At 36.7% G+C, this 3233-nt stretch carries 6 protein-coding genes; all 6 read left to right on the top strand.

Annotated features, from left to right (window positions below):
• A partial coding sequence (locus tag QZ659_RS20395) for a hypothetical protein (protein WP_291728934.1) occupies positions 1–468 on the top strand: 468 nt, incomplete at its 5' end.
• A 275-nt stretch (positions 469–743) separates the two neighbouring features.
• Positions 744–1724 carry a hypothetical protein gene (locus QZ659_RS20390; protein ID WP_291728932.1) on the top strand — a complete coding sequence of 327 codons (981 nt, stop codon included), beginning with the start codon at positions 744–746 and terminating at the stop codon, positions 1722–1724.
• A complete protein-coding gene (locus QZ659_RS20385; protein WP_291728930.1) occupies positions 1721–2020 on the top strand; it encodes a hypothetical protein in 300 nt (99 codons plus the stop codon). Before QZ659_RS20390 ends, QZ659_RS20385 begins: the two co-directional genes overlap by 4 nt.
• A gap of 2 nt (positions 2021–2022) precedes the next feature.
• Positions 2023–2226: a hypothetical protein gene (locus QZ659_RS20380; RefSeq protein ID WP_291728928.1), complete on the top strand. Its 204-nt coding sequence runs from the start codon at positions 2023–2025 to the stop codon at positions 2224–2226.
• Between the two features lies 1 nt (position 2227).
• Positions 2228–2449: a hypothetical protein gene (locus QZ659_RS20375; protein ID WP_291728926.1), complete on the top strand. Its 222-nt coding sequence runs from the start codon at positions 2228–2230 to the stop codon at positions 2447–2449.
• Between the two features lie 16 nt (positions 2450–2465).
• The coding region (locus tag QZ659_RS20370; RefSeq protein WP_291728924.1) for a hypothetical protein at positions 2466–3233 on the top strand (768 nt) is incomplete at its 3' end.

Genomic DNA, 3233 nt, shown 5'->3' with positions numbered 1-3233 from the left:
GAGCGTTTTGATTTGAAAAATGTTCGCAAGAAAAAGTTTTGGATAGCTCACGAGAAAACAGAATCCAATATTAGAAACGAATCACGACGTTTCAATAAGACCAAAACCAAAAGAAAGGAACAATTACGGTTAAATTCCTTCAATACAGCAAAAGAAATCTATCGTAGTTTTATCAATTCCTACAATGCTGGAGATTGTGAGTTTATCGTGGTAGATTCTGATGGAAACGTCTATTTTGAGACTTCTAAGTGGCTTTTAAAGCATCATTACACAGCCGTTTGCGATAGTGATATAACAGCAGCACGACATTTAGAACGCATCCACAACACAGCCAAAGAAGGCTGCAAAGTCTTTTTACCAAACTGGTTAGTACCACCAAAAAAAGTACGCTTTGATGCCAATATACGGCTCAAAATCAATACAGAAATGTTAGCTTTTGCACCACGCAGAAGCCGTTTTAAGAGCTAATTTTTTTCAAAAAATAAATTTTTCAAATCCGAAAAAACTCAAAAAATATAATTTTTGATACTGCTTTTTCTTTGCCTTTTGTAAACGTCGTTTTTTACAATTTGTCGACAATTTATAGCTTAATTATTTAAGGCAATAGTATTTAAAGCTACTTACGTAGTAAGTACCTATAACCCTTTAAAGCTGAAATTATTTAAGGCTTTTAAAGCTAGTTTTTAAAGCTATAAAAGCGAAAAATCAAAAATTTTGAGTTTTTTCCTCAACCAAAGGAAAAGATGAACACAGGACAATTAAACACTGTACAGGGACAGTTTCAAATCGTTTTACTTTTTTGGGGAGGTGCTGACTGGTTAGACACTGATACTGGAGAAATCAGAACCTCACAGAAAGCCTACCGAATGAAAAATTATGCTGGCAAGGGATTAAAGGATTTATTCTCCTACTTCACAGCAGCCCTCAAAGGCGAAACATGGAAAAATCGCATACCTAGAAAGCTAGTGATTTATGAACATGGAAAAGAAATTTTCAGACTTCCACAGGAGGGCGCAATTACAGACCGTTTCGGAAATAAACAAAAACGACTAGCAAGCGTACAGGAGTGGCGAGAATGCACGGAATTGTACGAACGTTCAAACGGTCGTATGTTTAGGAGAGAATCAAACCACGAGCCTAAAAACGAGCAAAAAAAGGAAATTCCAATAGCGTTTCAATCTAACACTAATGTAGAGCAGTCAGAAAAGGATAGAGAAACTATTTTGAAGTACAGAGTTTGGGAGAAAATCAAAGCACAGTTTCAAGCTGAAAACCTCATAGTTGATTCTCTTGATGAGAAACATGTTTGGAAAGAACTACAACTCCGAAACGTGCAGCATGTAGAATCTTATTTTGATGAAGCAATGGAATACTTGCGAAAAGCTCATGAACGCTTTGCAGTAGCTAGAAAAGAAGCTGAACAGAAGATACAGGAGCGAAAAGGAAATATTGAAGCTACCACTATTTCAAAAGACGCATTCAGAGAGTTCAAAAGTCCAGTAGGAGTAGGATTCAGACCGACACCAAAAGTAACCACAAACTCCAATCCTTCATTGGATGAGAAAAAAGCCGAAGCCGTACAGGAGCTATACGACCATTACAAAGAAAAACATCAAAAACCACCTTCAAACGGTCGTATAAGTGTTTGGCAAAATGTCATGAGCAAGTCTTATTCTGAAACTGAAATTGATAACCAACTCGCTGAAATCAAACAAAATATATGACTTCTAAGACGTATAGCAAGCGTACAAAAAAGTGGAAAATTGAAATTCCTACACTGGTGCTAGTAGAGCTTTTGAATGAGGTTAATGTACAACTCACAAGTCCATTAATTCCCAACCATGCAAATGAGCGAAACATTGAGGAATACTACAAAGAAGCCACACTCATACAGCTACAAAAACAACTCATAAGAGCCGTTACGACACAGAGAAACTATCTAATTCTATTTAGATACGAAGCAATTACACTTTCAGAATTTGAAAGTAGAGCTAAATATTATCTCAATCAAATTACTTAGTCATGGGCAAGTATAAAGAAAAAATCAGACGAGCAGCCATAGACTTTTTTTATGAGAAAATGACTGTTTACCAACTTCGAAAAGACAGAGTTCACATTAGAAAATATTATCTCAAATGGCTCAAAGTCAAGCAAGACAAAACGGACTATCTCTTTCAGATACCACAAACTTTAAATCCAATACCCATTCAATCAAAACTATTCTAAGATGGCTACTCAAAAAAGAAAACCCACACCCAAAAAAACGCACCAACAAACAGCAAATAGTAAAATAACTGAATGCGTGTTACTCGTATCTGTTTTTTATCTCTGTTTTGCCATTTATGAAGCTACATTAAATCCGTTTGCGTGGAGCTTCGACATTCGTAATGCCTTTGGTACGTGCCTAATGATAGGCTTTTCAATTTTGCTTTTTATCAAATGGAAATAAATAAAATCTTTCACTCATGACAACTCAAAATAAAAACCCAAACCCTACTACTGCACCACCACAGGAGCAGAAACAGCCACAACCCAAAACAGCCGTAACGCCACAAGAAGCGCACGAGATGGACACCTTCAAAGACAAACTGGAGCAAACCACAGTGTATGGCTATTACGCACAAGCTGAACGACTTTTGAAGTCTGAACCGTATGCTAAAAAGAATAGATTGAAATTCCTGTTTGCTACTGGATATTCTTCATTCTATCATTTCATTAGTTTTTGTTTGGGAATTGGTACAGTCTATCTAGTAGCCAAAATGTTTATCACAACAGATAACATAGTTACTCTTTTATTTTCCACGCTAATAGCTATCATTTTGATATTTATTTTGGGAGGTTTGGAGCTTTTCAAATCATCTTCAAGTACAGACGTTTTCAAGTCTTTTGCAAAGGAGGAAATACCCACAAGTGGCGCAAAATACGGAATGTTCGGAATGTTTGCCCTTTCAGTAGCTATTTCTGCCATTGGAGGAGGTTTTCTGAGCTTAGAACTGAACGATAAAACGCTTTCTATTGAGAATCAAACACAAGTAGAGCGAGACAGTCTTACTAATCTGTACAGCTCACAAATTGCAGCCTATGACAGTTCTATCAATTCAGCACAAAAGACTTTGATTAGATATAAAACAGGATGGAGAGCCAATACAGCAAGAGCAGATTTAGAAAAAGCCACAGCAGCCAAAAACGAAGTTATGGACAAGCTGGACGGAAAGCTCACAGCTTCGGAAAAG

Source organism: Bernardetia sp., assembly GCF_020630935.1.
Lineage (GTDB): Bacteria > Bacteroidota > Bacteroidia > Cytophagales > Bernardetiaceae > Bernardetia.
This window is presented reverse-complemented; position numbering and strand designations above follow the sequence as displayed.